This window comes from uncultured Hymenobacter sp. (genome assembly GCF_964242765.1).
Classification (GTDB): Bacteria; Bacteroidota; Bacteroidia; order Cytophagales; family Hymenobacteraceae; genus Hymenobacter.
Window position 1 is genome coordinate 23,190 of the sequence record NZ_CAXTBM010000013.1, and the last position, 25,312, is coordinate 48,501.

28 protein-coding genes are annotated in these 25,312 nt (G+C 54.9%); 21 read left to right on the top strand and 7 right to left on the bottom strand.

The features are described from left to right. Positions 1-13 precede the first annotated feature (13 nt). Positions 14-1,318, bottom strand: coding sequence for an OmpA family protein (locus ACFE7X_RS07485; protein ID WP_375435052.1), 1,305 nt, complete (start codon positions 1,316-1,318; stop codon positions 14-16). Between the two features lie 612 nt (positions 1,319-1,930). Between ACFE7X_RS07485 and ACFE7X_RS07490 the strand changes: the two genes are divergently transcribed. After that, positions 1,931-4,684, top strand: coding sequence for a TIM-barrel domain-containing protein (locus ACFE7X_RS07490; RefSeq protein WP_375435053.1), 2,754 nt, complete (start codon positions 1,931-1,933; stop codon positions 4,682-4,684). Between the two features lie 115 nt (positions 4,685-4,799). Here the strand turns inward: ACFE7X_RS07490 and ACFE7X_RS07495 are convergent, their stop codons facing one another. The 6 genes from ACFE7X_RS07495 to ACFE7X_RS07520 all read right to left on the bottom strand — a co-directional run bounded on the left by ACFE7X_RS07495 (position 4,800) and on the right by ACFE7X_RS07520 (position 11,577). Continuing rightward, positions 4,800-5,780, bottom strand: a complete 981-nt coding sequence (locus ACFE7X_RS07495; protein ID WP_375435054.1) for a Gfo/Idh/MocA family protein — start codon at positions 5,778-5,780, stop codon at positions 4,800-4,802. Positions 5,781-5,900: 120 nt separating this feature from the next. Then, positions 5,901-6,515, bottom strand: coding sequence for a DNA-3-methyladenine glycosylase I (locus ACFE7X_RS07500; RefSeq protein WP_375435055.1), 615 nt, complete (start codon positions 6,513-6,515; stop codon positions 5,901-5,903). Positions 6,516-7,253: 738 nt separating this feature from the next. After that, on the bottom strand, positions 7,254-7,643 hold the full coding sequence (locus ACFE7X_RS07505) for a hypothetical protein (protein WP_375435056.1): 390 nt from the start codon (positions 7,641-7,643) through the stop codon (positions 7,254-7,256). Between the two features lie 1,242 nt (positions 7,644-8,885). Beyond that, complete coding sequence (locus tag ACFE7X_RS07510) at positions 8,886-10,217, bottom strand: tyrosine-type recombinase/integrase (RefSeq protein ID WP_375435057.1); 1,332 nt, start codon at positions 10,215-10,217, stop codon at positions 8,886-8,888. An 11-nt stretch (positions 10,218-10,228) separates the two neighbouring features. Continuing rightward, positions 10,229-11,053 carry a hypothetical protein gene (locus ACFE7X_RS07515; RefSeq protein WP_375435058.1) on the bottom strand — a complete coding sequence of 275 codons (825 nt, stop codon included), beginning with the start codon at positions 11,051-11,053 and terminating at the stop codon, positions 10,229-10,231. A 47-nt stretch (positions 11,054-11,100) separates the two neighbouring features. After that, positions 11,101-11,577, bottom strand: a complete 477-nt coding sequence (locus tag ACFE7X_RS07520; RefSeq protein ID WP_375435059.1) for a hypothetical protein — start codon at positions 11,575-11,577, stop codon at positions 11,101-11,103. Between the two features lie 378 nt (positions 11,578-11,955). Between ACFE7X_RS07520 and ACFE7X_RS07525 the strand changes: the two genes are divergently transcribed. From ACFE7X_RS07525 to ACFE7X_RS07620, 20 genes are all read left to right on the top strand, one after another. Then, positions 11,956-12,309, top strand: a complete 354-nt coding sequence (locus ACFE7X_RS07525) for a hypothetical protein (protein ID WP_375435060.1) — start codon at positions 11,956-11,958, stop codon at positions 12,307-12,309. Positions 12,310-12,322: 13 nt separating this feature from the next. Beyond that, on the top strand, positions 12,323-12,667 hold the full coding sequence (locus ACFE7X_RS07530; protein ID WP_375435061.1) for a helix-turn-helix transcriptional regulator: 345 nt from the start codon (positions 12,323-12,325) through the stop codon (positions 12,665-12,667). Positions 12,668-12,698: 31 nt separating this feature from the next. Then, positions 12,699-12,947, top strand: coding sequence for a hypothetical protein (locus ACFE7X_RS07535; RefSeq protein WP_375435062.1), 249 nt, complete (start codon positions 12,699-12,701; stop codon positions 12,945-12,947). Positions 12,948-12,951: 4 nt separating this feature from the next. Continuing rightward, positions 12,952-13,296: a hypothetical protein gene (locus ACFE7X_RS07540; RefSeq protein ID WP_375435063.1), complete on the top strand. Its 345-nt coding sequence runs from the start codon at positions 12,952-12,954 to the stop codon at positions 13,294-13,296. Beyond that, complete coding sequence (locus ACFE7X_RS07545) at positions 13,289-13,987, top strand: hypothetical protein (protein ID WP_375435064.1); 699 nt, start codon at positions 13,289-13,291, stop codon at positions 13,985-13,987. The genes ACFE7X_RS07540 and ACFE7X_RS07545 overlap by 8 nt, the downstream gene beginning before the upstream one ends. A gap of 11 nt (positions 13,988-13,998) precedes the next feature. Next, complete coding sequence (locus tag ACFE7X_RS07550; protein WP_375435065.1) at positions 13,999-14,301, top strand: HNH endonuclease; 303 nt, start codon at positions 13,999-14,001, stop codon at positions 14,299-14,301. Positions 14,302-14,349: 48 nt separating this feature from the next. Beyond that, complete coding sequence (locus tag ACFE7X_RS07555; RefSeq protein WP_375435066.1) at positions 14,350-14,532, top strand: hypothetical protein; 183 nt, start codon at positions 14,350-14,352, stop codon at positions 14,530-14,532. A gap of 323 nt (positions 14,533-14,855) precedes the next feature. Then, positions 14,856-16,223, top strand: coding sequence for a hypothetical protein (locus ACFE7X_RS07560; RefSeq protein ID WP_375435067.1), 1,368 nt, complete (start codon positions 14,856-14,858; stop codon positions 16,221-16,223). Between the two features lie 2 nt (positions 16,224-16,225). After that, positions 16,226-16,660 (top strand): hypothetical protein, encoded by a 435-nt coding sequence (locus ACFE7X_RS07565; RefSeq protein ID WP_375435068.1) that lies wholly within the window; start codon positions 16,226-16,228, stop codon positions 16,658-16,660. 379 nt (positions 16,661-17,039) lie between these two features. Then, positions 17,040-17,276, top strand: coding sequence for a hypothetical protein (locus ACFE7X_RS07570; protein WP_375435069.1), 237 nt, complete (start codon positions 17,040-17,042; stop codon positions 17,274-17,276). Positions 17,277-17,292: 16 nt separating this feature from the next. Then, positions 17,293-17,502, top strand: coding sequence for a hypothetical protein (locus ACFE7X_RS07575; protein ID WP_375435070.1), 210 nt, complete (start codon positions 17,293-17,295; stop codon positions 17,500-17,502). Continuing rightward, positions 17,483-17,725, top strand: coding sequence for a hypothetical protein (locus ACFE7X_RS07580; RefSeq protein WP_375435071.1), 243 nt, complete (start codon positions 17,483-17,485; stop codon positions 17,723-17,725). Before ACFE7X_RS07575 ends, ACFE7X_RS07580 begins: the two co-directional genes overlap by 20 nt. A gap of 20 nt (positions 17,726-17,745) precedes the next feature. Further along, positions 17,746-17,970: a hypothetical protein gene (locus tag ACFE7X_RS07585; protein ID WP_375435072.1), complete on the top strand. Its 225-nt coding sequence runs from the start codon at positions 17,746-17,748 to the stop codon at positions 17,968-17,970. Continuing rightward, positions 17,967-18,353 (top strand): hypothetical protein, encoded by a 387-nt coding sequence (locus ACFE7X_RS07590; protein ID WP_375435073.1) that lies wholly within the window; start codon positions 17,967-17,969, stop codon positions 18,351-18,353. Before ACFE7X_RS07585 ends, ACFE7X_RS07590 begins: the two co-directional genes overlap by 4 nt. A 10-nt stretch (positions 18,354-18,363) precedes the next feature. Continuing rightward, complete coding sequence (locus tag ACFE7X_RS07595) at positions 18,364-18,729, top strand: hypothetical protein (RefSeq protein ID WP_375435074.1); 366 nt, start codon at positions 18,364-18,366, stop codon at positions 18,727-18,729. Positions 18,730-18,772: 43 nt separating this feature from the next. Beyond that, positions 18,773-19,354 carry a dual specificity protein phosphatase family protein gene (locus ACFE7X_RS07600; protein ID WP_375435075.1) on the top strand — a complete coding sequence of 194 codons (582 nt, stop codon included), beginning with the start codon at positions 18,773-18,775 and terminating at the stop codon, positions 19,352-19,354. A 289-nt stretch (positions 19,355-19,643) separates the two neighbouring features. Continuing rightward, positions 19,644-20,261: a hypothetical protein gene (locus tag ACFE7X_RS07605; RefSeq protein ID WP_375435076.1), complete on the top strand. Its 618-nt coding sequence runs from the start codon at positions 19,644-19,646 to the stop codon at positions 20,259-20,261. Between the two features lies 1 nt (position 20,262). Then, complete coding sequence (locus tag ACFE7X_RS07610) at positions 20,263-20,967, top strand: hypothetical protein (protein WP_375435077.1); 705 nt, start codon at positions 20,263-20,265, stop codon at positions 20,965-20,967. 128 nt (positions 20,968-21,095) lie between these two features. Continuing rightward, on the top strand, positions 21,096-23,759 hold the full coding sequence (locus ACFE7X_RS07615) for a hypothetical protein (RefSeq protein WP_375435078.1): 2,664 nt from the start codon (positions 21,096-21,098) through the stop codon (positions 23,757-23,759). A 108-nt stretch (positions 23,760-23,867) separates the two neighbouring features. Further along, positions 23,868-25,271, top strand: a complete 1,404-nt coding sequence (locus ACFE7X_RS07620) for a S49 family peptidase (protein WP_375435079.1) — start codon at positions 23,868-23,870, stop codon at positions 25,269-25,271. The last annotated feature ends 41 nt before the right edge of the window (positions 25,272-25,312 follow it).

Sequence of the window (25,312 nt, forward strand, 5' to 3'; positions counted from 1 at the left end):
GTTTTTTGCTTGTTTACTTGTTGATGACGCGGATGCTAACCCGTCGGTTCAGGGAGCGGCCATCGGGGGTGTCATTGCTGGCAATATTGTCGAGGGAGCCATAGCCGACGGCTTCCACGCTGTTCGGATCTACTCCAAACTTGATGAGCGTAGCGCGGGCAGACTCGGCCCGTTCGCGGCTTAGCTTTAGGTTGAAGAGGGGACTGCCGGAAGTATCGGTGTAGCCCCCGATGCGCACTTTGGCATTCGGAAAGGTCTTCAAGATGCTGGCCACGTTGGAGAGCTGCCACATCGATTCATTGGTTAATACGGCCTTGCTGGACTCGAAATAGATTCGGTCGAAACCAATCCAGCCTTTGGTGGGGCTTTCTTTATCCACCTCGGTGCGCGGGTCAACTAAGAATTGATACAGCTTGTTTTCGGTGGAGTTGGCCCCAATTATCTGCTGCAACCCGTCTTTGAGTTTCAGAACGGCCGGCACCCCCGCGTCCCCATACACGTAGCCTCCGCCCGCCCGGTCGAAGTTGCCGTTGGCCGTGAGTGCCGCTGGATTGTTGGGGTCCCAAACGCCCCTGTTGCTCACGCTTACGGCAGGGGTGGTGTAGTTGTCGGTGTTGGGGCGGATAAGCGTGGTTTCGCTGTTTGCCTTCTTGGTTTCGCTGCCTATAATATAGCCCAGCTCCGCCGTTGCTATTATCAAAGCCGCTATCAGCCATTTGTTGGTAGAAGAAATAGTTGCTGCTGGCCGCGGCACTGCCGCAGTTGTTTGGGTTGGGCTTGGCAACCACTGCTCCCGCATGGGAAGCAATACGTGTTCGGTGGCCGCAGCAGGCGCCATCTCGCGGGATTGGGTCTGCAACGCCTGCGCTAAGTCGCCGGGTCCCCAGTTGTTTGTCGTCGCTTGTTTGCCCAGCATCCCTAGCGTTACCGGCACGACCAGGTTAATCAGGTCGGTTACGGTTTTTTGCTCGATGCCGGTGGTGGATACCACGCTGTTGATAGTGCCGAAGTACCGGTCTTTCTGCACCGACTTAATCAGTTCAGTTCCTCGCTCGGGCATCACCGCCACTTCCTGCTTGGCCGTCTCAACGTTCAGTACATCCAACTTTCTAGCCTCCTCGACCATGTTGTAAACTGCCTGCTGGCCGCCTGTTTGCTCACTTAGCTCGGCTAGGTTGGTCATTACGAGCGATATAACGCGCGGCAAAGCCAGCTTTGTGCTTATTTCCTGTTCGACCCCAACTTCCTTAACGTTGATAAGATCGTTGCGCAGAATGAACCGCTTGATGTCATCCGCTAAAAGTTCATTTGTTATCATAGGGTAGTGAGGACGTAGTGTATTACAAGATAATCCAATTAAATATCAAATTATCATTACCCCTCACTTACGTAGTCGATTATAAAGCAGATTGATTCCCGATTGATCTTATAACTGGTTTCTTGATTATCAAGCTTATACCATATTCCAGTTTTCTCTAATAAGCTAGCAGTGGCTATTGCTAGCCGGCAGCACCCTGTCAGAGACTATGCCAAGCTGCCTGACAGGTTGAGGCAAAGAAAAGCGGCCCTTCGAAAGTCTTCCGGGTATGCTTCTAATGTGTATTATTACGCGGCCTTGTAGTATTTCTTCCCGACAAACGTGGTGCAACTAATTAGTCTCTCTAAGAACAGTCAAGCTAGTGCCGGTGGCTGTTTGCAAAAAGTGCTACCTGCTAGAAAGCTCGGATGGCGCCTCGACATTAATGTTACTTAGAAGCTATGGTGCAGCGACAAAGCTTAGCACTTTTTTCAATCCCTAACCGGCAAACGTTTGCATTCTATGTTCAAACACCGAAGTACCTGTAGTCTTCCGCTTTTAGGGCTCCTTTTCTTGTCGCCTATAGTGGGGGCAATGGCTCAAAAGCCGAGCGTTAAGCAATTGCAGGACGGAGTGCTTATAACTCTCCCCAAACCCAACGACAACGCCGTGCGCACCATCCGGCTGCAAGTGGTGTCCGACAACATCATTCATGTGCGTGCCAGCCCCCTGGACTCGGTATCGTCTAGGGCGAGCTTGATGGCCGTTACTCCCACGGGGCCGGCGCCGAAGTGGCAGTTCAAACAGAAGAAGGGGCAGGGTGTGGTGAGTACCGGTGCGTTGAACGCCACCGTCTCGCTAACGACCGGCGAAATCGGGTTTACCGATGCCAGAGGCCGCGTTATTTTGCAAGAGCGCAAGAATGGCGGCAAGCTGTTTAAGCCAGTAATAGTTGAGGGGGAAAAGCTTTACGAGATTGAGCAGATATTCGACTCGCCAGTGGATGAGGGCCTTTATGGCCTGGGACAGCACCAGAACGGGGTGATGAACTACAAAGGCCAACAGGTACGGCTAGCCCACAACAACACGGATGTAGCAGTGCCTTTCCTGGTTTCCAACAAAAACTACGGTATTCTGTGGGATAACTACTCTATTACCAACGTCGGCGACACCCGCGACTACCAACCACTTTCCGCGCTGAAACTCTACGCCAAAGATGGCAGTGAAGGCTGGTTAACAGCTACTTATGTAAAGAAAAACAAACCCAGTGAAGTTGTAGCGCAGCGCCCCGAGTCCTCATTGCCCTACGAGTACTTGGAAGACATGAAGAACTTCCCCGCGCAGGTTAAGCTAGGCGAGACCTTGGCTACGTGGGAGGGTTCCATTGAGTCGGAGAACACCGGCGTACACCACTTCATGCTTAAAAACGCGGGCTACGCCAAGCTCTACATTGATGGCAAGCTTCAGGTAAGCAAGTGGCGCCAAGCCTGGAATCCGGGCACGGCGGTGGTAGCCATGAGCATGGAGAAGGGCAAAAAGTACCCAATCAGACTGGAATGGGACCCAGATGGTGGGGAATCGTATCTGGGGCTGCGGTGTTTGAGCCCGCTCGAAGGCCAGAGTGAGCACGAGTACGGTTTCAAGTCGGAAGCGGGCCGCGACATCAACTACTACTTCGTGCAAGGCAACAACCTGGACGAAGTAGTGAGCGGCTACCGCCAGATTACGGGGCCGGCACCCATCATGCCGAAGTGGGCCATGGGCTTTTGGCAGAGCCGCGAACGGTACAAAACGCAAGACGAGATTCTGACTACGGCCGCAGAATTCCGCAAGCGCCAAATTCCGATTGATAATATCGTGCTGGACTGGTCGTATTGGAAGCCGGCGGAATGGGGCAGCCAGGAGTTCGATCCCGCTCGCTTCTCCAATCCGGATGCCATGGTTAAAACCCTGCACGACCAAAATCTGCACTTAATGATTTCGGTGTGGGGCAAGTTTTACGAAGGAATTCCGGCGTATAATGATCTGAACGCCAAAGGCTACCTCTACAAGCGGAACATCGCCAATCGCACCCGCGACTGGATTGCGCCCGGCTACACCTCTACCTTCTACGACGCCTTCAACCCCAAAGCCCGCGACGAGTTCTGGAACCTGCTCAACACCAAGCTGTTCAACAAAGGCATTGATGCCTGGTGGATGGATGCCTCGGAACCGGATATCTACTCGAACACCAACGAGGACACCCGCAAGCGCCTAATGACCCCTACCTACGCAGGTTCGGGCACCGAATATTTCAACGGATATCCGCTGCAAAACGCCAGAGGCATCTACGAAGGCCAGCGCAAAACCGCTCCCGACCAGCGCGTGTTCCTGCTGACCCGCTCGGCGTACGCCGGTTCGCAACGCTACGCGGCAGCTATCTGGAGCGGCGACATCGGTTCGCGCTGGGAAGATTTCAAGAACCAGATTTCGGCGGGTCTGAACTTCTCGCTGTCGGGCATTCCGTACTGGACCACTGATATTGGTGGTTTTGCGGTGGAGCGGCGCTATGAGAAGCCGAATGCCAAAGACCTGGAGGAATGGCGTGAGCTCAACGCACGCTGGTACCAATATGGCGCGTTTTGCCCGTTGTTCCGGGCCCACGGCCAGTTTCCGTTTCGCGAGATTTACAACATCGCGCCCGAAACGCACCCGGCTTACCAGAGCATGCTGTACTACAACAAGCTGCGCTACCGCCTGATGCCCTACATCTACTCGTTGGCTGGCCAGGCTCACCACCAAAACTCCACCATCATGCGGGGCCTAGTCATGGATTTCGGTGCCGACCCAGCCGTGAAGAGCATAGGGGAGGAGTTTATGTTCGGGCCGAGCTTGCTGGTAGCGCCCGTAACCGAGTACCAGGCGCGTACCAAGAAGTTGTATCTGCCTGCCAACACCGGCTGGTTCAATTTCTACAGTGGCCAGTACACCCCCGGCGGCCAGCAAATCACGGAAGATACCCCGCTAGAGCGTATGCCGCTGTACGTCAAGGAAGGCTCTATCATCCCCTTCGGGCCAGAAATTCAGTACACCACCGAAAAGCCCACCGACCCGGTTACGCTCTACGTGTACACCGGCAAAGACGCCAGCTTCTCGCTGTACGAGGACGAGGGCGTGAACTACAACTACGAGAAAGGTTCTTTTGCCACCATTCCCACCTCGTACGACGAGAAAACCAAAACCCTGACCATTGGGGAGCGGAAAGGCACGTTTCCGGGCATGCAAACCCAGCGTACTTTCAACGTGGTATGGGTGAGCAAAGACAAGCCAACCGCAATCAACTTCACGGCGGCTCCCGCCAAAACCGTTAGCTATTCAGGTAGCGCCGTAACCGTTAAAATGGACTAACGCCTACCCTGGTTTCTATAGCAAAAAGGCCCTGCCAGTCTGGCGGGGCCTTTTTTATAGGATATCAGTAAGAAGTTGAGTTTGGATGGAAGGAGGTGAAGCAAAGGTGTTCCTCTTACTCGCCCGGATAGCGCAGGCCAATTTGCTGCCTCACAGTATCCAGCAATTGCATCAATTCCTGGCTGAATTGCAGGGGCAACATAGGGCTTTCGGTGAGGCCTTGTTCCAAGCACTCTTGCACGTGCTGGGCTTCGTAGTGGTAGCCAAAGCCTTGCTTTTCGCAGGGAATTACCTGGGGTTCCTGGCCAGTCAGGTGCAAGGTGATGCCGCTGGCCGCGTGAAACCGGCCGGTAAGGTGCAGTTGCCCTTTCGAGCCGTAGAGGACGCACTGGTTGTCGGTTTGGGCGGCGAGGGTGGAAAACAAGCTGGCCGTCGCGCCGCTGGCATACGACAAGACCATGGCGCAGTTCTGGTCGACGCCAGTAGCAGCGGGCACGGCTACTGCTCTTATTTCCTGGGGCTCGCCCAAGAAAAGCTTGCTGATGAAAAGCGGGTACACGCCGATATCCAACAGGGAACCACCGGCTAACTCGGGGTTGAAGAGCCGGGCTTCGGGCTTGTAGTCGGCAGCAAAGCCGAAGTCGGCAGCTAAGTGCTTCACTTCCCCAATGGTGCCAGCGGCCAGTAGTTCCAGCGCTTTGTTGATGGCCGGGAAAAAGCGCGTCCAGAAGGCTTCCATCAGGAAAACGCTTTTTTCTTGGGCCGTACTAATCATGTCGTGGCTTTGGCGGGCGTTGAGGGCAAAGGCTTTCTCACATAGCACCGGCAGGCCGCCCCGCAAACAGAGCAGCGTGTGGTCGTGGTGCTCGGAATGAGGCGTGGCAATATAAACGGCATCAATGCCGGGTATAGTTAGCAGTTTTTCGTAGCTGCCTACTGCGTGTGGCACCCCGAAGCGGGCGGCAAACTCCTGGGCTTTCGTTGTGCTGCGGGAAGCTACGGCATGCAGCCGCGCATTGGGCAGGAGCGTTAAGCTTTCAGCGAATTTGTGGGCAATGTTGCCCAGGCCCAGAATGGCCCAGTTGAAGGTGCGCATAGAATCAGGATAAAACAGCGGAAGGCAGTAAAGGTAGCGGCTCTGGTTTTGGGGTGATTGTCTGGCTGCTGGCTTGGCGCGCCGTAGCAGAACAACACCAGGCGGCACCAGCTATTCCTGCTACTGGGTCAGCACGACGCATTCGGCGTGCCGCGGACAACTGAGTAGGTGGTCATTTACGAGGCCAGCCGTCTTCAAGATGTTGTAGCAGGTTACGCGGGGGGCCAGCACAAACCCGCGCTTCTTCAAGTCTTTGCTCATAGCTTCACTTTGGGGCGTGGACAGGGGCACGGGATTGGTGGCGCTGCGCTGGTTGTCGACGGTCTGGCCGCCTACGTACTGATAGAAGAAGGTGAGCAGTTCATCGTCGCCGCCTACCTGCTGGCGCAGGCGCAACCACGCCTGGGCGTTTAGCACAGTGGCTTCTAGCTTGCGCCGGTTGCGCAGGATGCGCGGATTGAAGAGCAGTTCCGCTATTTCGTCTTCGCCAAAACGAGCTAGCCGCTCAGGGTCGAAGCCGGCCAGCAGTTCCCGGAACCCTTCGCGCCGTTTCAACACCACCGGAAAATCAAAGCCCAGTTGAAACGTATGCAGTACCAAGTATTCGAACAGGATGCTCGCTTCGGCCACTGGTTCGCCCCATTCGTGGTCGTGAAAATCGCGCAGCAATTCGTTGTGGTCGGCCCAGGGGCAGCGGCCATCGGAGCCAGTAGGCGGGAGGTTGGGTAGCATCATAATCAGGCAAAGGCCAACTAAATAATATGCCTGCTACGGTTGTTGCTGCGCCTGCGGTTACCGGCCCGCTATTTCTTGCGGTACTATCCAAAACACATGGGCGGCGCACGACAATTGACGGCTGAATAAAATAGAAGATTAGCGAGGGATAGAATATCAGGTATCTACCTCAACACCACTAGTAGTATTGCCCGCACAACTCGGTCCAATGGCGCAGCCGCCCCAACCACTTTGCACAAGCCTTAAGAGCCGTGCGTAACAGAACGGCTTGTTCGAAATCCAAGGCGTAAATAGGTGGCCTCTTAAAGGTTTGTTGCTATCAACAGATGACTTGACGACTCTGTAACTCTGCAACGGTGCAGGTCAATAAATAATGGTTTGGTAGAAGCGAGCAGCATTGTAAGCCAGTTCTGCTCGCTTCTACCAAATCATATTATTAGGTCTCCCAGGCTAATCAAACGAATAGCGCAAGTACAAACAGCTCCAACTGCATCAGCGGTCAAAAAGATTGTTCAAAATGTCTTCAGGAAAAATGTATTAATAGGCCAGTCTTAGTGGGTTTAATGCAAGGAACTCCTGAACTAGTTTGCTCAGCTACAAGAGAATGTGGTATCTAGCTAGCTAAGTATATAGCAGCAGAAAAACGGTGTATCATGAAGAGAAAAGCAGTGTAGTTCAACATGCCCTCGCAGCCAAAATCGGTCCGCGAGGGCACAGGCTGTGTTGATACGGTTTCAGTCAGTTGCGACCCAAGGCAGAAAATGGATAGCCATTTCGCTCTAAAGCCTCTCTGTCTAGCTGCAAGTTAGTTGGGGAAAACACAACGCGCCAGCCTTTGTAATTGGTTGACGAACTGTTGAGTTTGCGCAAACAAGGATTGGCAAACACATTATCGGATCTACGCCAGGTAGACATTAAGCGGAAGAAAAGGGGATCAGGCGGCTTCATCGAATTCAAGTCAGTAAAATTGAAAAGAGGAAGAAGGGCAGCGAGGTACGTTTTTAGATTGAAAACGAGTCGCAAGAACAACTTGCTTTGTTTGGCACGATTTGAAGCGTAACCACTGCTTTCAGGGCCTGACGTTTTTACATCGCCGGTCAGAAAATCAGTGGCGCTTTCATAGCGCATTATGTCATACGTGACAAACACACGCCGATGCGACGCGCGCTATCAGCGCACAACAATACGTTTCGTGGTTTTCCGTGAGGAAACACAACTCCAAGCAACAAAGCGGGTAGTACACCCTCCTAATGTGATTTGCAACAACAAACGCTCAGCGCAAAGCTGGAGTAGGCGTAGCATAAACCCAGTACACAATACTGGGGCGCAGACAACTGTCTGCACGCGGCGCCGCATGGGCATAAGCTAGAAAGCTCGATTCACACAGTAAATCGGCCGAGCAGTTTCGGCTAAACAGTTTTCGCGGCTTTAAGCCCGTGCAGCACAATTCACATTGGAGTAGGTTGTGTTAGTGTAAGCTCAAGATAGGGTATGTACGCAAGAAGTACAAGAGATGCGAGTAGCATAACTGATTTTTGTGAGATTTACATGTTCATGTCTTGTCTCTAAAATCAGTTCTCAAGCAAGCCCAACATCGAGCAAGAATCAGTTGATATAGCTGACATATGGCTGACAAGTGATTCTTGCTCAATGTCGTTACAAACTTCTACCGTGCTCAGTCCATTCCATTGCGGATTCTGGTTATTGCGGTGCCGAAAGATCCTCTTGCTTTTGCTGTGCTGTTCTCGCCCCTGCTTTAGAATAGAATAGCAATTTCTTGTAGCACTTCGCTTTTGCAACGGGTGTTTTCTGAGTGTTCATCGTAACCATATAGCAGCAAACTGAATTATGATATGCCGATAAAGTAGCCCCAGCAACTGCTATTGCCTGCTGCTTAGAATAAGTGAAATCATACTTACTGGGCAAGGTGTTGGCTGACGCGTGGCTGAATGAAATGGAATGTACGGGCCTTTTTACATGCGGCTGACTGCACTGATAGAAAGGATTGGGTGCATCATGCAGGGCAAGGCTGGAAGTGAGAAGGGTAAATATCGCTTCCTTGAGTCTTAAAAATAACTCTAATGATAGTTATACAAATGGCGCAATCTACCAACCTTCCAGCGGCTTGAGGCGGATAACTAAATTCTCTTTACCAATCATTTTCCTGATATAACAAAAATAAAAAACCCTCTCTACGATTTGTAGAAAGGGTTTTTGGTGGTCACGCTAGGACTTACTTCGTGCCTTTCGTTTCCACTCGTTTCCAGCAAATGCACCGATTTGGGTGCGTAAAGGAGGTTTTCGCTGCATTCGCTGGAAACGGATGGAAACAAGATACCTAAAATCTGCCCCACGTTTTTGCCCCACAATTTAGGCGGCGTTGGGCGAGCGGCGCATGAACTGTTCTAGTAAACTAATCGTGTCGACGCCCACATAGTGATTGAAGCTGGACTCGGTGGTGTGGCCCGTGGCCTGCATAATAGAGCGGGTGGGCACGCCTTGGTAGAGCTTGAGCGTGACAAAGGTTTTGCGGCCCAGCTTGGTGGTCAGGTTCAGGCGCGTGATGCCGGCCAGCTGCTGGACGATCTTCAGAAATTCGTTGACTCGGTAGCACGTGGGCAGCAATAAGTCGTCGTGGCTGCGGTGCTCGTAGGCGTTGGCCAACGCCACCAGGTGAAACAAGGAGTCATCGTAGAAGGGGATATAGCATTCGCGCTGCGTCTTGCCGGCCTTGAGGTGAATCATCTGCCCCTTGACGTGGTGCCAGGCTAAGCGCTCGGCATCGGATATGCGCAGACCGGTATAGGCACATTCCAGAAACTTGTCGCGGGCCAGGCGCACGTGCGCAGCCCAGGCCTGATAGTTGGGCATCTGATCAGAGTTGGCCTTGGAATGCGTGGCCTTATGAATCTCTAGCAGTCGTTTCTGTACTTCCTCAGAACTGAAATCGAGCCGCTGGATCCGGCGCAGCTCGTGCTCGGTCAGCGCATCGACGCCCACATAGACCTTCGGCACGGCAAACTTGCGGTACCGGCGGTTAACCGGCAGGTCCTGCTCTTCGCACCAGGCCAGGAACGTGCGTAGCCGGGCAATGTGCTTGCCGAAGGTGTTGGTCTCCTGGCCTAACTCATCCATCATGTACTCACGGAAGGCCATATAAAAGGCATTGTCCATGCCCTGGAGCGTGAGCGGCACTTTCTTGGTTGCACTAAACTGCTCGAACCGGGCCTTCGTCGCCTTCAGGCCGGCCAATGACGTCTTGGCCATGGGCCGGAAAGTAGTCGGGTGCAGCTTGCGGGCCGACTCCTGGATCCACTGCTCCATGAGCTGAAAGAAGCCGAGGCTTTGCTGCAGTGGGGCGGCCGGAGCAGTGGCTTCCGTTGCCGACGCTTTGCCCGGCTTCAGCACCGGCTCTAGTGCCTGGCGCAAGGCTTCCTCGCTGAGTAGCCTATGCGCCTGCTCGGCAGTATAGAGGGCGGTTTCGGCCGCTTCCTCAATAGCCGCCAGCTTTGGGTTAATCTGATTGTAGTACGAGCCCTTTACGGCTTTCACTTTATGAGACTCCTCGTCCCAGTGCTCGGGGCGCACGACCTCACCACTGCCTATGCGCAGCCGGTTACCCGCCCAGCAGATGGTAAAATGAATGGGAGCAAAGCCACGCTTATTAATTCGGTCGCGACGAAGCTGACGCGTGATTTCCATTAAATATTTAATTATCTATCCGATTCTGGAGATAAATCTTCTCTGTCCTTGTCAGCCAATCCTACTTCTGAATTCTTTATTGTGAAAAGAGTATTACTTAGTTCACTTAGTAAGAATTTTACAACCCCTAGATCCTTCTTTATATGAACTTTAAAGATTGCATTGAATTGAAGTAATACATTATGAAAAAGATGTTCATCTCCTATCTTTTCTTTTATTTCTTTTAAGTAGTCTCCTATGTCCGTAGCCTTGTATTTCTTTAACAATTCTGCAATTTCTTCTTCCTCTGATAGTAAGCTAGTGTTGGAATATGTATGCATCCACCGTTGCAAAAGGCGAAGCATTAGAGTGCGTGTAGCAATGACAAAATTGAGCCTTACATGGAGCGGTAAGCGACTAGATAATGGGTATTTAGCTAGTAAACTCAACTCAGCTACTTGATCAATTGTAGAACTAGAATCAAAGAGTACGTTAAAACCTCGTCCTTTTCTGTCAAAATGCGCAGCTTTATTTCGGATGCGTTGAACAATTTTAAGCTTTTTAGTATCCTCTGCATGAATTAATCCGAAAGCTTGAGCAATTAATATTCTGGATTCGAAATCACCGGCAGGTTGACCAATTTTAAGAAGCTCATTGCCATATGCTTCTGATGCCGTGCCTTCTTTTATTATTTCACCTAGTAGTTCTTCTAGAACAGCTGTAATAATTAGTATTGCACCACGATCAGATTCTTCTTTAACAAGCATTTCTATACTGCTTACAAATTCAGTAAGCCGAGTGAATTTTTCTACACTCTTTTGACCAGCTTCGCCTAAAAATTTCTTGTTAGGAATCATTATAGATTCAGTTTAAGGCTATACCTAATGCTGTAATGGATTACTAGTCATAAGGGGCTTTGAATATTATTCAATTGCATTTCTAAAAGCCTAATAATGCGCTCCTTATCCTGGAGCTGACTAGCCTGTTGGTCTATTTTATCCTTAGCTATATCAAGTGCCTTCTTGCAATCGTCGAATGAGTTGAATTCGACGTTGTTGACCCCGTTGTTAGTGGCGACGTTGCCGACATTGCTGGTTCCCTTATTTTTTTGATAAGTAACGGTGGGTTCGGTTGTCTCATTTAGGAGCATAGAGCCCTCACCTAACAGAAGCCATGTGGTATTGATGTTTGCAATTCCTCGCGCAATTGCGGATATGTATTCAATGTTTGGCTTCGAGCCACGATCCAAATAGCTGCGGGTTGTGCCCTCGCTCACTCCAACCAGCTTGCTGAAGCTTCTCGGATTCAATTTTAGCGTTTCAATCAGAATTTTAAGTCTCTGATTGACAGTTGCTTGTGGCATTTTTAGGATTTTTTGCAAATAATATCACCGCAATTGTTTGGCTAATGCTCGCAATTGCGCGTATGTTTGTTTGGCTGTCAGGAAGACAGAAAGAAAGATAGCGCAAGAAAAGAATTGCGCGAAGAAACCGAGCAAACACGATGATGACGGAAAAGCAAAAGTACTTCCACCTGATGGGCGAAGTGTGCGAAATCCTGAAGCCAACGGCGGTGGATGACGCAGTTAGGGCGGGTTATGATACTCCCTCAAATCTACTTGCTGCAGCGCGCATAGGTCGCCGTCCTGTACTGCGTGACCTAGTTGCCCTGGTCCAATTCTCTATGCCTAGCTATGAAATTCCGACGCACCTGCGGCCAACGTCCTAAACCCATCTATCACTATCCTTCACCATTCCCGATGACGACCATTTGCCCGCCTATCAGCCTCACGGATGCGCTGAGCGGGAAACGCATCCGCGTTTCAGAATTCCGATCTGGTGCTGCCATCTGCGCTGTCACCAACCAAAAACCCGTCGAACTGGCTGCTCCGCAGCCACTGCTCGGCTACTGGTACCGCCACGGCCACCTCACCGTGTATGTGCAAGGCCCCATGCCGGCTGGCTGGCGCTCGGCGCTGGAAGAAAATCGCGCCCAAGAAGAAGTACTCCTGCGCGCAATGCCCGAGGGCATCGCTGAAATCGATTTGACCGACTGCCGCCGCGAATTCCGCGTGCTGCCCTTTTACCAGCAAACGCTGCAAACCGCAGCCTAAGCCGCCTCGCTCTATGTCGCTGGACGCCAATCAAATCGCTACAAAAGGAGACCTCGACGCATTGTTTAGCCGCTTTACGCAGCTATTGAGCCAGGCCGCACCTGCTGCGGCGCCCAGCGATGAGTACCTGACGCTGGAGGAAGTGGCCACGGCCACCCGCGTGAGCGTGCGCACGGTGAAAAAGTGGGTAACCGAAGGCAAATACGACCCCAAAGGTCATCGCATTACCCTCTACGCCCTGGAGTTCACACCGGGCATTCTACGCATTCCGCGGGCCGCACTGCTGGCTTATGGCCAAGCCATCGGCTTTACCATCGCCGACTTGAAAACTGCGCCACCTATGCGCATTGCTTCATAACCCCCCTCTTTCTCCTTCACCATTCCCGACAATGACCAAAGTAGACCTTATCAGCGTGGATGAATTTCAAAAATTGACCCCGGAAGATCATTCGGTGGCCATCAATACGCACAGCCAGCGCCTGACCCAGTTACGAAACCGCCTGGATTTGCCGGGCACTGAAGATGCCCGCGAGGTAATGCTCGATGAGGTGCGCCGCAGCCTGCAACTGCGCAAGGTGCATGTGCAGGCCCTGGCCGAGCAGTTGGAAATTGTTCCGCAACGTGCTGCTGCCGCCTAGCCTTATGAGTACAGGCACTAACGTCTACACCTCAGATCGGTCAGCCATCCGCGCTTTCGCGCAGCTGCTGGCCGAGAAGTCAACTCAACCGGTTCGGGTCCGCCCGCTGACCGAGTTGCCGTCGCCGGACACCCAACGACCCACACGTCAGCAATTGCGTCAGGAGCGGGCCGCAATTGAGCCCGCACTAAAGGGCCTTCTGGTCAACATTGGCAAGGCGGAAGGCAATCGGCGGGAGTATGGACATATGCTACCGGATATGCAGGCGATGCGCGACCGATATGAGTTGCGCCTCGAGGATATCAAACGGGCACTAGACGAACAGCAAGGAGGGCAAGCGAATGGCTAATCCGCTCCTACTTGACAACCGTTTCGAGATGCTGGCCTCTTACTGGCCTTACAATCCGGAAGTGCAGACCCCTAAGGGATTGGGAGTGCTTAATACGTTGAGTGGTACCACGCCCGCTTTTGATGGCCCTTTTGACCATCCCCCAAGTGTGCTGGTGTACCTGCGTCCTTCAGCAGGTACGGTGCACCCCTACAGCGTTGGCTTTAAGCCAGAGGAGGTTAAGCCGTTGCTCTACACGTTGGATCAGCTAGAGCATATTCTGCCCAATCAAGATGCCGTGCGGCATGTAATTGGCGAGTGTGTGCCGCTCAACAGCGATGGCCCTTATGGCGAGTATGCCTGGGGACCAATAACCGTTACGGGCGGGCAGCACCAAGTCATGCTGAGCTTCAACACAGGTTGGAATGTCGACTACGGTGACAACCCGGATGATATCGACGACAGCGTTGAGCCAGAGGATGATGGGGTTTATGCCAGCTACGATTTATTACTGGATAATATAGGCTCCCAGCTTTACCGCCAGAATAAAGGGCCGTGGCAGGTAGCTACCGGTGGGCTCTATGTCTACCAGTATCTGCGCTCCCTGCACGTAGCGGTCGGCACGATTTACCCAGCCTATCAGGCAGAACCTAAATATTTCGTGCGCAAGGAGCTGCCCGTGCAGCAGGAAGGAGCCGCAGCGGATGCGTAAGCTACTACCTCATGCCCATCGACTACAAACGCTACCACCCCAAGTGGCGCCTGATCAGTCGGCTCGTGCGGTTTCGCCGGGCCGGCAATCGGTGCGAATGGTGCCAGGCACTCAACTACGAACCGCACCCCATCACGGGCAGCAAAGTCATCCTGACGGTAGCGCACCTGGACCGCGACCGCACGCACAACCGCTTCAGCAATCTGGCGGCACTCTGTCAGCGCTGTCACCTCAACTACGATCGACGGGCGCACATTTACAATCGGCGCTATGGGCGCTATCACAAGGACGACCAGTATCGGCTGGACTTTTAGGGAAGGAGCTGGCGCATGCATAATGTGCTCTGGCTCCTTCCCTCGCTGTTGGTACCGCTCTCACTGGTACTCGTGCGCCTCAAGCAGCGGCAGATAGCGCCGGTGGTCATGTGGCCCTGGTGGGTAGTGCTGGCGCCCTTCTGGGTGCCAGTGGTGCTTTTCATAGGCTTCGGCCTGGCTTGGCTGCTGATGGCCATCATCATTTTCATTCTAAACGGCGCCCGGCTATGAAGCGACAACTCCTGCGTGCGCCGCCCATGTACGAGCCAGGCACCCGGCCAGGCTAAGTAAAACTTCCCGTTGTCCCTTTTGAAGGGCAGCCATCTGGACCCACGGGAATGGTGAAGGAGTGGCCCGATCTCGTGATCGGACGGGAAGCGAAGGTCGGCAGAAGCCGGCCCTGCAGTCGGACCTAAAAAGGCCCTTTCCAGCGCCCTGACTGCGCTTTTGCATAAAAATTCCGAGTTGCCGAAAAACGCGTTTTCCGGCTCCCTGGCACTGCTTTGTCAATTTTTTACCCCTCGCTATCTCTACTTTTTACCCCGTTCACGCTTATGTTACCCGCCCCCCTGACCCCCACCAGTGCCCTGGCTCGATGGAGCAAACACTACGACTTGCTGGAGGCCGCTAGCCCTACCAAAACCCATACTCGCAAGGTGAGTAATGGCTCCTGTGCCGGCCGCGAGCAGCAGGTAAAAATCAAACAGAAGCCGCTACCTGGTTGTGGCTACTTAACCGGGCTCAACATCATACGCCTGGCCATACAGGCAACCAATGAGTACCGCAACCACCAGATGCTGCAACTCGACTACCAGCACACCGACGCCGTGCCGGAGGGCATACTGATATCGGTTAGCCACCCTCAATTGGCTAAGCTGGTAAAGAAGAATAAGCGCACGGTTTATACACACGTAATGGCCTTAATGGGCGGGGAAGACAGCCTGATTCTGCAGAAGTATTTCCGGGGGTGGCGGCGCAACGTGGAGCTGGTAATTAACAGCAAATTTTTGTTTAAAATGGTAGATATCCGTGATGGGGTTGTATCATTTAGTGCATCAGCAGCACAAGGAGGGCAGGTTCAGCAAATCGTAGATAGTACAAAACTTCCACCTATTAAAGACCCTTTAGGGTTATTAATTACTACTCTAACTGACGAAAGTGGAAAAGTTGAAAACCCAGAAAAAGTAATTAGTGCCCGGACAGGCGGCGCGGACGCGGCGGGGGACGAAGCGAAGCCGGAAACAGGTAAAAAAGGGGCGCTGGGGGAGCGCGAGGCGCGTTTTTACCAAAAATCGAAAACGACCCCGGCCGAACAAGTGGACCCCGTAGAGGCCAAAAAAGCGGCTATCCTGAACACCTACAGCACTAAACTTCTCAACAAAGCCAACAAATTCATCTACAAACGCGCCTTCACCGAAGAGGAGATGCACCTGGCGCAGGACGCCATCAAAGAGGGCGTGTATCATAATCTGGATTCGCGCCGAAGTCTGGAGGAGTGGGCCGATTATCATCGGGACGCTATGGAGCGCATTCGCCTGGCTGCCAAGTGGTTTGCTAAGCACCCGAACCGGCCCCCTAGCTGGCCCTACGCCCGCTATACCGACGGCCCCGGTTATTTTGATGAATCCAATCCCAATGGATTTTACCGCACGGAAGCTTGGTGGCAAGCCAACAAAACCAAGAAGGAGCAGCGCAAGTTAGACGATGCGTTGAACCTGGCTACCAAGGAGTTCCAGGAGTTCAAAGACTACCAACGCGGCAGCAAGATACCCGTTGGCAAACGCGTGAAAAACAGCACTGCTTGGCAGCTATACCAGTACCACGAGCACCGGATACGGCAGTTTGGCAACGAGAAGCTAACGCGCCTGTTTTATGAGGCCGTCAACCAAAGCCGCGCCAGCGCAGGTACCTGGTCCAATTAGCGATGGCTATCCTCAACTACACCACGACCATCGCGGCCGGTAAGACAACCCAGGAAATCCAGATGCTCCTGGCCAAAGCTGGGGCGCAAAAGGTGCTGGTCGACTACGAAACGTCGGGCTCGGGAGAGCCTGTGGCCATCACCTTCGCCGTAGCGGTCGGTCCGGAGCAGACGCTGTGGTGGTTCACCCTCCCGAGCAACTGGCAGGGGGTACTCAAGGCTCTCACGAAAGCGCAGGTAGCCTGGAAGTACCGCACCGAAGCGCAAGCCCGCCGGGTCAGTTGGCGCATCATCAAAAACTGGTGTGAAGCGCAACTGGCTATCATCGAAGCGGGCCAGGCGGGCTTAGCGGAAGTGTTTCTGCCCTATGCGCAGACGCCCTCGGGAGACACGCTCTACAAGGCCATCGAATCCGGTAGTCTCAAACTGCTCAACTAGTTGCATGATGGCTAAACAACCATTCATTCAGAGGCTTAGCGAGCAACCCTACCGGGCGCCTCGCATCCGGACCAGGTCCCCCGACTTTCGCTTGAGCCCCGAGCAGCTGGAGGCGATGGGGTTCCGACAAGTCTACAAAAAAGGGCCTTACTCTGGCTGGCAACGGCAGCGCGAGTTCACGGTCGGTGTCGACCAAATCGAAATTCTAGTCGTCGGCACTGTCTTCAGCGAGGTGGTCAAGGTTAATGATCAGATGGAGGAAACCATCTGCTTTCGGGGCTGGCCAGCTAGTCTGGAAGATGTCGAGCAGATCATGCGAATGATTAGGTGGCACCCAGGGCCAAATAAATAAGTAAAATGTTGATTACAAGTATTTAAGATGAGCTATCAAGATACCGATTTTCGTAGCGACGAGTACCGCGAAGCCTATTGCAAAACGCTAGAATCTCTCACTGCGGGCCGTCCCATGCCACCTCTGATGCGAGCGGAGGTAAGGGCTGCCCTTGATGCGCTAAGCAGTTTTCTTACAGCCCACCAAGAAATAGGCCTCATGGCGTTTGCCGTGATGGGCAAAGTCATCACCGAAAAAATGGGACCTCATGCCAGCAAGCAATGACCTTAATGGGGCGAGTATGCTTGAAATATGGCTTGCCGAAGCGCAGGCCGACCACGCCCGCTACCTGCCGGACCTGCGGCAAGTCGAGCAGTTGTTGAAGACTAACCCCACGGACCCGGCGCTGCAGCAGCGCCACCAGATGATTCAGTGGTATGTGTCATCGCTGGCGGAAGGCATTGATATCCTTCAAAATATGATTTCTACGAATGGCACCCCCAGAAAATAACCAGAAGCAATTTATCGTCATCGGCTACCTCCAACTACCTGGTGCCTCGATTCCCACCAGTAAAATCAGGGTAACCATCGCGGCGGAAACGCAGCAGCAGGCCGAAGAAAAGTTCAAAACCTTTCTGCTTAACAAGGCAGAGCCGGTAGTTTCCTCCAGCACAATAAAAACTGACTTCGAACAGATTAGTGACATGTTCAGAGACATGTTTAAAAACTTGTAATTAACTGCTAATAAGGATGTATGAGCGAGGAACTACAGCAACAACTGGCTAGTGCCCTAGAAGGAATGCAGGCCCAAGGCTTAGATCCAGTAGTAGCCAGCACTGCTGGCGCCGCGGCCTTACACCTCTATGAATTTGTGCGCGACCATGGTACGGCCGGCGTGGTCGCCCTTGGCTTAGTGGTAGGCTTGGTTACGCAGGAGGGCCTACCAGTTCGTGACGCATTTATCGACGAAGGAAAATGAACTTACGCCACCACGACCAGGTGGTGGAGCTGCAGAAGGATGAAGCGGAGGCGCTCTGCCACTCGATTAGAATTTACCATCAGAACTTGGTGTGGTGTAGCGGCCACCGCACGCTTTACCTAGCTGAAATCATGAGCATTCGCCCCACCCAGCGCGTGCTCGACCGGCTCACCCGGCTGCTCACCAAACCATGGCCTCGCACCAATCTGCGGCAGCTGCGGCCGCGTAAGTGGCGGTTGGAGGTGGATGAACTCGTGCAGCTCAACGCCCTGTTCGTGGCGGACGAGCTTACTGCTACCTTTAGTTACAAAGGCCCGCTCTACACTATCCTGGGCAAGCTCAATCAGAAAGCCCAGAACCTAACCCATCACTTCCAGCTATAAAACTTCTTTAATGCGCCAAGTTGCCCGTGTATTCGACGTGCTTAATCATCAAGTTTTAGTTACTGCCATCGAAGGCACTGCCCCCTGCGCGTGCCGGCGCTGCAAGCGTCTGGATAAGGTGCCCTTGCTGCGCATTACCACCCACATCTACCATAACCACGAGCAGGCCCAGCTGGTGATGGACATCCCATGTCCGGACGAGTCCCAGCAGCGAATGGCCTTGCATAAGTTCGCTGCTTACCATGCCGCCAGAGCCTTCAGCGTTCTGCAGGAGGCGCTACACCTGCTCAATGCGCAGCTATACCTGCAAATCGAAATCGAAGCCCTTGGGCTGGAGTTATTCGGCCTGCATTTATTTGGTCTCGACTCTAACTAAGTGGTAGGCAAAGGATAGATTTTATAAGTCAATGACCGCGTCTATGAAATTCGAGGACTGGTTCCGCACGCGCCTGCACGTTCAGCGTTACCCCATGCCCACTGAGATCAGTAAGGCAACGGGTGCGCTGCATGTGGTAAATGTGAGTGACATGTACATTCACTCCTGTGCCCAAGCGGCCCGAGATTCTGAGAGTGCCGTCTTTTACCACTGGTTTCCCATGAACGAGTGCACCGGCCATATCGGGCTCAACTCCCTATATGGAGCGCTGCAGATTCTGCACATGGCCGAGAAGGAAGGTCACCGCGTGCTGCTGCACTGCGCGGCCGGGGCGAACCGCTCGCCCACCGTGGCTCAGGCCTACTACTTTATGCGGACGGGGCGGCACTGGCGAGACCATGAAGAACCCAATTCCGAGAGGCAGGCCACCAACGAGTGGTTAAGTTTACCCAAGACCATGCGCAGCCAGAACCGGCTGCTTGGCAACATCGAGGAGGGCTTACTGCCCGCCAAAGCGCCCCTGGAGAAGTTCCTCAAGCTCTGTGGCACCAAGTTCGAAGAAATGGAGCAATGGGACCGGAGTGGCTTGCTGACGCAGCTTAAGCTCGATACAGGCCTACTCTAACTCCCGTAAGTTATACTTGCCGAAGATATAGTCTAGCTTACTTGCCAAGCTTTATTTTCTGCTTTACTGGTATCCTAGAAAGAAAAGGCGGGTATAGATAGGGCGTTTCCAAGAAACTGAACAGTTGTAACATTGTTGCAAATGTTGGATATTGCTAAGGCAATTACACTAGCAATCCCTTATACATGCAAAAACGTTACGTATCGCCGGCACTAGTTTCAGGGCTGGCTCGGGAGCATGCTGGCCGGCTTACCTGCTCTCCTTATTTCACTTTATCCTAACGCCGGCTATGCTCAAGATTCTTGATTTTCCAGTGAAGCCGCATGTGCGCAAGTACCTGGATCTACATTTGGGCACTGAGCCCTACGTACTGAGCAGTGCCGACCGCTTCGGCAAACTGCTTTTTCATCTTATGCGCCGGCAGATCAAGGGCAAATTGCACCACGCCGGCTCCCGCGAGGGCTGCACTAGCAATTTCAAACTGGACCTGCGCAATTTTCCGGCTTATCAATACGGCTTCGACGAGTTGACCGACTACACCATCTTCCAGTTCAACGACTACGTCGATGAGCTACTCAAGGAAGAGCTCTACACCTGGATCCGGCAGTTCGTCACGCGGCGCACCGGCATCAAGCGGGTCATCATCGACTTCATGGCCGGCTACGACTTGCGCGAAGAAGACATCCAGTACGAGACCCTGCGCAAGGCCGTGCAGCGCAATGTGAGCCTGCCGCCCCTGAAAAAAAAGCGAGAGAAATCGGTAGTCAATTTGTCCCTTAAAACGGGCGATTTGTCTCAAAAAACGGGTGATTTGTCCCTTAAAACGGGTGATTTGTCTCGTTCGGCGCAGTTAGTCTCTCTGCGTCAGCAACTTATGAAAGAGGCGCAGAGCCCTTTACCCCAATAAAATGGCAACTGGCAACGGCGGAACCGAAGACCAACCGGTCGGCAACTACAACCCCTACGGCCTGCGCACCCTGGCGCGGGAGCAAGGCCTCGACAACCTGGGCGGCCTGGAGGCGGTCTGGTACACGCCGGTGAGCAACTTCCGCTCCTGGCCCGCGGTGGGCGAGCTAGTGATTGGCAGCCTGGACCTACTGCCCACGGCCAAGTGGTACCAACTGGTGAGCACCCGCGGTACGCTCGGCTACGACCAGACCCCCAAGCCCCTGGGCCGGCACGGGGAACTCTACAGCCAAAAACTCAAGGGCACCCTCTCGCGGCACACCGGCGTGCTGGCCACCGGCATCGAGACCATGCAGCACGGCCGCTTCGTGGCGCTCTACCGGGACCTGAACGGGGAGGTGCAGCTGGTGGGCACGCCCACCGAGCCGCTGGAGTGGAAGGATACGTACTCGGCCGGCTCCGAGACGCAGCGCAACAACTACGACTGGCAGCTGCTCTGCGAGGGAGGCACCGTGCGCCGCGCCCGGCCCTACACCGGCACGTGGGAAGTAGAGGGGGGCACCCAGGAGAACACCGTCGTGCTGCAGCCGGGCGTCGGGGGCACCGTGCTGCTGCGCACCCAGGACGGCCGGCTGCTGGCCACCGTGCCGGCAGGCAAAAGTATTGTGCTTAAGTCGGGCTTCTCTCTCTCGTATCTGATCGTATAAGGGAGCTAAACCGGTGTGATGATGAGAGCAAAAAGGCCCGAACTACGTGGTTCGGGCCTTTTTGCGTCCTTTTTCACCGAGGTAACCAATGGCAGTTTTGGGCTTTTCCATGGTGAACTGCCCCGAGCATGACAGAAAATGAATTCGTAGGGAAGTGGCGTCTCCGCTTCGCCGATAATGATACGTTCACGATTGACGAGGGGGACCTGCGCGAGTTAACGGAAGATATCGTAACCGTTTTCGGCTCCGATGACCCGAGGGCCGCTTTCGTGGAAATCCTGGAAAATCAGGTCGGCAAGCACCCGGCCTTCAAAACGTCGCAGAACGAGGTCAATCTTTTCCTGTTACAAAAGCTCACCGCGCAGCTTGCGGTGGCAGCGCCCGACGCGCCCACCTTCAGCGGTTTCAACGACGGGGCCAACACCGTAGCCATCTCGCATCCGGAGTACGCGTTGACCGATCTGCGCTATGATTTCAACGGGCAAGTGGGCCTTGCTGTGCCCGCCGATGGCATCATCCGAGTCGGCAACCTGGCCGGCCAGGTCACCGGCTACGTACGCGCCGCCGGGGGCCGGGCGCAGGGCGTCAAGGCATTTACGCCGGCCTTTACCACGACGGCCGTGACCGTGACCATCACGCCCTCGGCGCCCTCCTTCAGCAATTTTGATGATGCGGCCAACACGCTCAACGTGTTCCATCCGCAGTATGGGATGGACCAGCTGCGCTATGACTTCAATGGGCAGACGGGCTTATTGGTTTCGGCTACGGGCCTGCTCGAGCTAGGCAATCAGGCGGGCCAGGTTACGGCTTACGTGGTGGCTGATGCCAGCAAGAACCGGGGGGAGGGGGAGAAAGCCTACTCGCGGCCCTTCACGGTGGGTAGCAGCGTAGTAACGCCGCCCGTAGGAACTGCCCTGACCGTGGCCTTTACCATCGGCAGTAGCACGAGCACGCCGGGCCAGAACGTCTCGTTTACGGGGTCTGCCAGCGGCGGTACGGCACCCTACACGCACGAGGTGCAGGCCACCAATACGGCCACCGGTACCGTAATCGGCATTGGCTCGTTCGTCGGGGCGCAATACGCCGGGAGCTGGCAGAACGTGCCAGCGGGCAGCTACGAGTTGACCGATACGGTTACGGACGCGGCCGGCACGAAAAAGATATCGGTGGTTCGTTCGCTGACGGTAAGCGCCGCCTCGGCCACGCCCCTTTTGGCGCCCACCAACCCCCAAGCCACGGCGACCAGTTCCAGTGTCATCAACGTGACGTGCTCGAGCGTGCTCAATGCCACGGGTTACGCGCTGGAGGTGGCCTTAACCGCCAACGGCATCTACGAGGAAATATACCGCGGCGTTAGTGCGAGCTATAATCATACGGGCTTACCGGCTAGCTCCCCGCGGCACTATCGCTGGAAAGCCCTCGGGACGGGCTCTTACTCGGATTCTGCCTATTCCACGGTGGCAACTGCCACAACGCAGGCCGTTACGGTCAAGGACATCCACCTGGTTTTTGCCGGCAACTCCATCGTCAACGACTACGATGGGGATTTCACCGGCTCGGTGGTGGCCGGGTTCCGGGCCTACCTGCTCTCGCTTGGGGATACACGGCAGATAACCTTCACCAAAGTGGCCGTGGGCGGGCAAACCACGCGCATGATGCGGGCCAATAGCGCGGCCGTTATTGCTGCCTATAAACCGGGCTGGGACAACGTGCTGCTCACCTGGGAATTGTTCAACGAGTATCGCGCTTCTCAATACGCGGGCGAGGGCTTGGACCCGGGCGTGACGGACCCAGCGGCCATTACCGCCAAGATTGACGAAGGTATTGCCACTATCCAGGGCTATTTTCAGGACCGCCTCGACGAGCACAGCGACTGGCGCTTTGCCGTGGGCTCGACGCCGCCCGACAAATATACGGGCAACGTGGCCCCGTTTGCCCCGCCGCGCGCCAACTTCTACCAGCTGATTCAGCTGCCAGTCAGCAACCGGCTCAGGGCGCTGCTCGCTAACGGCACGGCCAAATTTCAGGTTCTGGCCGATGTGGCGCGGGATCTCATCTATGACCCGTCGGATCCGGCGCAAGCCGAGGATGGCGTGCATCCGAGCGACTACGGCCTGGAAAAAGGCTTTATTACGAGCCGCTGGGTTGCCACGCTCGTGGAGCTGTTCTTTGGGGTGGCGCAGCCCGCCCCCGTCGTAGCGTCAGGGGCTGGAACGATTCCGGCCGGGGCGGGGCGCATTGCCTTGGGCGCCGATAACGCCAGCATCGCTAACAACGGCAGCAATGGCTATTACACGACGACCGGCGGCGGGCCTGGGAGTTATGGCGTAACGACCTACACCGGCAAAAAACTGGTTGGGGCGGGCTGCTGGGGTCACGTCACGCGGGCCGCTAATGCCCTGGACGTGGTCCTGCTCTTTAGTGCGGCCCCCCAGCCAACGGGCGTTGGGGCCTCGGTTGCCGCTACGTGGAACAGCAGCCAGAGCGGGGATGGCCTCGATACGGTGGACCGCCTCACCCGGTTTGACTCCGGGGCCAGTCCTGGGGGCGCCCGGACGACGCGCCCCACCACGCTCGGCGATACGCAGGCTATTTGGCGGGTAGTGAATCCCGACGGGGACGGCCTGGATCGGCTCGTGCTCCGCTCCAGCACCAACTACGGGGTCAGCTGGACCGATATTTACACCTATGAGTATCGGATTGCGACCGGGCAGCCGCTCTACTTGGGGGCCGACTTTTCCGGCCCTGGGGCTTGCTACGATCCATTTGCCATCGGGGCGGTAAACGCGTAAGCATATCAGCTTTAAAGGAAGGCCCTAACCGGGTGGTTGGGGCTTTTTTGTGTCCTTTTTGCGGGCTAAAAGCGCGGGCAGCTTTGCATCGATCATTACCCAAAGTCGATGCACCACCACTCGGTTCTGACCTCCATCTTGGAGGCCCCTTTCCTTATCGAAGGCCAAGGCCTGCAGCAGCTTTACGCGCAGGTGGCCCAATTGCTTAATGGTCAGGCGGGTAGCTCAGAAGCCGAGGCAAAGCCCAAACCCATCACGTACGCGGCTTTCACGCCGCACGCGGCAGCCCTGGGCGTGTTGCCCTACACCTCGCTCAACGAGATACCGGCCAACTCCATCGCCGTGCACACGGTAGCCGGCGTGATGTTTCCCGAGGATACCTACTGGGGCCTGGGCACCAACACCCTCGGCCGGCTTATCCGCCAGGCCGATGCGCACGAGAACATCATCGCCCACGTGGGCGTGTTCCGTACGCCCGGCGGCTCGACGATGGGGTTAGAGGACTTTGCTAGCATCATCGCCGGCACCAAGAAACCCTTCGTGAGCTATCTCCAGCAGGCCTGCTCCGCGGGCTACTGGAGCGCCAGTGGGGGCAACGTGCTTATGCTGGCCGGCCGCACGGCCATGTGCGGGAGCATCGGCACCATGGCCGAGTTCCTGGACTTTACGGGCTACTTCGAAAAATTGGGTATCAAGCAGGTGTCGGCCAACGCCACGAAGAGCACCCACAAAAATGCCTCCTTCAAAGCCGCCATTGCCGGCGACCTCAAGCCCCTGCAGGAGGAAATCCTCGACCCGCTCAACGAAGTGTTTCTGAGCACCGTGACCACCACCCGCGAGGGCAAACTCGACCCTAAGAAGGAGAAGGAGGTGCTCAGCGGCAAAGTCTTCATTGGTCAGACCAACCTCGACTACGGCCTGGCCGACCTGATGGGCTCCCTAGAGGACGCCATTGCCCTGGCCCAGCAGCTGGCCGATGAAGCCGCCACCAACGGCGGCAGTGCTGCTAAAAACGCCACCACATCCTCAAATTCTACCACTACCATGTCGCTTTTCGCAAAAAAGCTGACGTTAGGCGCAGCCATGCTCGCCATCGTCGGCAAAGAAACTGTGTCGGCTGAAGAAGCCACTGCCGCCAACACGGAGTTGGAGGCCGCCAATATCATCGGGGCAAAGCTCATCACCGAGGCCGCCTTCACCGACCTGGAGGCCAAGGCCGGCCGCGTTGATACGGCGGAAGCCGCTCTGACCACGGCCCAAAAAGAAGCGACCGACGCCAAGGCAGCCGAGAAAACGGCCACTGATGCCCTGGAAGCCGCTACCAAGCGGGCGGATACGGCTGAGGCCGAAGCGACGCGCCTGGGCAACCTCGCGGGAGCGGGGCACACCACCACCCGCCTGGAGTCCGGTAAAACCGACATCCAGGACAACGAGGACCGCAAGACCACAGCCGAACTCCTGGCCGCCCTGCCCCATAACCAGGCCCTCGACAACAACCCGCTTTTCAACTAGGCCGCCGCGGCGCCTGGAGCCTCGCTTAGCCTGTATTTCTT

Bases quoted from the DNA above. Each gene is read 5' to 3' on its own strand.
- ACFE7X_RS07500 (WP_375435055.1), bottom strand. From the start codon at position 6,515: ATGATGCTACCCAACCTCCCGCCTACTGGCTCCGATGGCCGCTGCCCC.
- ACFE7X_RS07545 (WP_375435064.1), top strand. From the start codon at position 13,289: ATGGCTAATCCGCTCCTACTTGACAACCGTTTCGAGATGCTGGCCTCT.
- ACFE7X_RS07605 (WP_375435076.1), top strand. From the start codon at position 19,644: ATGCTCAAGATTCTTGATTTTCCAGTGAAGCCGCATGTGCGCAAGTAC.
- ACFE7X_RS07560 (WP_375435067.1), top strand. From the start codon at position 14,856: ATGTTACCCGCCCCCCTGACCCCCACCAGTGCCCTGGCTCGATGGAGC.
- ACFE7X_RS07610 (WP_375435077.1), top strand. From the start codon at position 20,263: ATGGCAACTGGCAACGGCGGAACCGAAGACCAACCGGTCGGCAACTAC.
- ACFE7X_RS07515 (WP_375435058.1), bottom strand. From the start codon at position 11,053: ATGATTCCTAACAAGAAATTTTTAGGCGAAGCTGGTCAAAAGAGTGTA.
- ACFE7X_RS07575 (WP_375435070.1), top strand. From the start codon at position 17,293: ATGCTTGAAATATGGCTTGCCGAAGCGCAGGCCGACCACGCCCGCTAC.
- ACFE7X_RS07585 (WP_375435072.1), top strand. From the start codon at position 17,746: ATGAGCGAGGAACTACAGCAACAACTGGCTAGTGCCCTAGAAGGAATG.
- ACFE7X_RS07540 (WP_375435063.1), top strand. From the start codon at position 12,952: ATGAGTACAGGCACTAACGTCTACACCTCAGATCGGTCAGCCATCCGC.
- ACFE7X_RS07580 (WP_375435071.1), top strand. From the start codon at position 17,483: ATGGCACCCCCAGAAAATAACCAGAAGCAATTTATCGTCATCGGCTAC.
- ACFE7X_RS07550 (WP_375435065.1), top strand. From the start codon at position 13,999: ATGCCCATCGACTACAAACGCTACCACCCCAAGTGGCGCCTGATCAGT.
- ACFE7X_RS07570 (WP_375435069.1), top strand. From the start codon at position 17,040: ATGAGCTATCAAGATACCGATTTTCGTAGCGACGAGTACCGCGAAGCC.
- ACFE7X_RS07530 (WP_375435061.1), top strand. From the start codon at position 12,323: ATGTCGCTGGACGCCAATCAAATCGCTACAAAAGGAGACCTCGACGCA.
- ACFE7X_RS07485 (WP_375435052.1), bottom strand. From the start codon at position 1,318: ATGATAACAAATGAACTTTTAGCGGATGACATCAAGCGGTTCATTCTG.
- ACFE7X_RS07525 (WP_375435060.1), top strand. From the start codon at position 11,956: ATGACGACCATTTGCCCGCCTATCAGCCTCACGGATGCGCTGAGCGGG.
- ACFE7X_RS07495 (WP_375435054.1), bottom strand. From the start codon at position 5,780: ATGCGCACCTTCAACTGGGCCATTCTGGGCCTGGGCAACATTGCCCAC.
- ACFE7X_RS07600 (WP_375435075.1), top strand. From the start codon at position 18,773: ATGAAATTCGAGGACTGGTTCCGCACGCGCCTGCACGTTCAGCGTTAC.
- ACFE7X_RS07615 (WP_375435078.1), top strand. From the start codon at position 21,096: ATGACAGAAAATGAATTCGTAGGGAAGTGGCGTCTCCGCTTCGCCGAT.
- ACFE7X_RS07510 (WP_375435057.1), bottom strand. From the start codon at position 10,217: ATGGAAATCACGCGTCAGCTTCGTCGCGACCGAATTAATAAGCGTGGC.
- ACFE7X_RS07590 (WP_375435073.1), top strand. From the start codon at position 17,967: ATGAACTTACGCCACCACGACCAGGTGGTGGAGCTGCAGAAGGATGAA.
- ACFE7X_RS07535 (WP_375435062.1), top strand. From the start codon at position 12,699: ATGACCAAAGTAGACCTTATCAGCGTGGATGAATTTCAAAAATTGACC.
- ACFE7X_RS07620 (WP_375435079.1), top strand. From the start codon at position 23,868: ATGCACCACCACTCGGTTCTGACCTCCATCTTGGAGGCCCCTTTCCTT.
- ACFE7X_RS07505 (WP_375435056.1), bottom strand. From the start codon at position 7,643: ATGCGCTATGAAAGCGCCACTGATTTTCTGACCGGCGATGTAAAAACG.
- ACFE7X_RS07595 (WP_375435074.1), top strand. From the start codon at position 18,364: ATGCGCCAAGTTGCCCGTGTATTCGACGTGCTTAATCATCAAGTTTTA.
- ACFE7X_RS07565 (WP_375435068.1), top strand. From the start codon at position 16,226: ATGGCTATCCTCAACTACACCACGACCATCGCGGCCGGTAAGACAACC.